Below are 1599 nucleotides of genomic sequence, written 5' to 3'. Positions count from 1 at the left end.
CAGATGGGTTCGAACATCTGGTTGGCGAACCGCAGGGCCAGGATGTTCTGGACGGTCTCCTTGCCCAGGTAGTGGTCGATCCGGAAGACCTCGTCACGGGGGAAGACCTCGTGGACGATCCGGTTCAGCTCCTGCGCGCTCTCCAGGTCGTGGCCGAACGGCTTCTCGATCACCGCCCGCCGCCACGGAGCCCGGGTGGGCCCCTCCTGCCCGTCGCCGGGCAAGGAGGGCGGATCGGTGAGGCCGTGCTTCTTGAGCTGCTGGACGACGGTGGGGAAGAACTTGGGCGGTACCGAGAGGTAGAAGGCGAAGTTGCCGCCGGTGCCCTGGGCCTGGTCGAGTTCCTCGATGGTCCTGCGGAGGGTGTCGAAGGCCTCGTCGTCGCCGAAGTCGCCCTGGACGAAGCGCATGCCCTTGGCGAGCTGCTGCCAGACCTCCTCGCGGAAGGGGGTGCGCGCGTGTTCCTCGACCGCGTTCCGCACCACCTGCGCGAAGTCCTCGTCCTCCCATTCGCGGCGGGCGAAGCCGACGAGCGAGAAGCCCGGCGGCAGGAGTCCGCGGTTGGCGAGGTCGTAGATGGCGGGCATCAGCTTCTTGCGCGAGAGGTCACCGGTCACGCCGAAGATCACCAGGCCGGACGGCCCGGCGACCCTCGGCAGCCGGCGGTCGGCCGGATCGCGCAGCGGGTTCACGGGGTCCGCGTCAGCCGGCATCGGACGCTCCCGACCGGGTGGAGGAGAGGGCCGCCGAGACGGTCTCCAGGAGTTCCTTCCAGGAGATCTCGAACTTCTCGACGCCCTCGTCCTCCAGGACCTGGACGACGTCGTCGTAGTCGACGCCGGCGGCGGCGACGGCGTCCATGACGGCCTGCGCGTCGGCGTAGTTGACGGTGACGGTGTCGCCGGTGACGGTGCCGTGGTCGCCGGTGGCGTCGAGGGTGGCCTCGGGCATGGTGTTGACGGTGCCTGGGGCGACCAGCTCGGTCACGTACAGGGTGTCGGGGAGGTTCGGGTCCTTGACGCCGGTGGAGGCCCACAGCGGACGCTGCGGGTTGGCGCCGGCGGACTCCAGGGCCTTCCAGCGGTCCGAGGAACCGCGCTTCCCGTCGGCAGAGCCACTGCGCTTTCTGTCGGCGGAGCCACTGCGCTTTCTGTCGGCGGAGCCGAACACCTCCTCGTACGCCTGGTAGGCGAGGCGGGCGTTGGCGATCGCGGCCTTCGAGCGCAGGTGCCCGGCGCCGGCCTTCTCCAGGCGCTTGTCGATCTCGGTGTCGACGCGGGAGACGAAGAAGGAGGCGACGGACTCGATCTGCGAGAGGTCGAGGCCGGCGGTCCGGGCCTTCTCCAGGCCGGTGAGGTAGGCGTCCATGACGGCGCGGTAGCGCTCCAGGGAGAAGATCAGCGTGACGTTGACGCTGATGCCCCTGGCGATGACCTCGGTGATGGCGGGCAGGCCGGCCCTGGTGGCGGGGATCTTGATGAGGACGTTGGGGCGGTCGACGAGCCACCACAGCTGCTTGGCCTCGGCGACGGTGGGGGCGGTCTCGTGGGCGAGGCGGGGGTCGACCTCGATGGAGACGCGGCCGTCGCGGCCGCCTGT

General features: G+C 70.0%; 1 protein-coding gene and 1 pseudogene. Both read right to left on the bottom strand.

Annotation, left to right across the window (positions count from 1 at the left end):
• A pseudogene (locus tag SNE206_RS39960) lies at positions 1-713 on the bottom strand (glucose-6-phosphate dehydrogenase); the annotation flags it as partial.
• Positions 703-1599 (bottom strand): transaldolase (locus SNE206_RS39955; RefSeq protein WP_407918502.1); only part of this gene is annotated, 897 nt, incomplete at its 5' end. The pseudogene SNE206_RS39960 and the gene SNE206_RS39955, both read right to left, overlap by 11 nt.

This window comes from Kitasatospora sp. NE20-6, assembly GCF_045862635.1.
The sequence above is the reverse complement of the archived record's forward strand: the minus strand, read 5'-3'. Positions and strand labels throughout refer to the sequence as shown.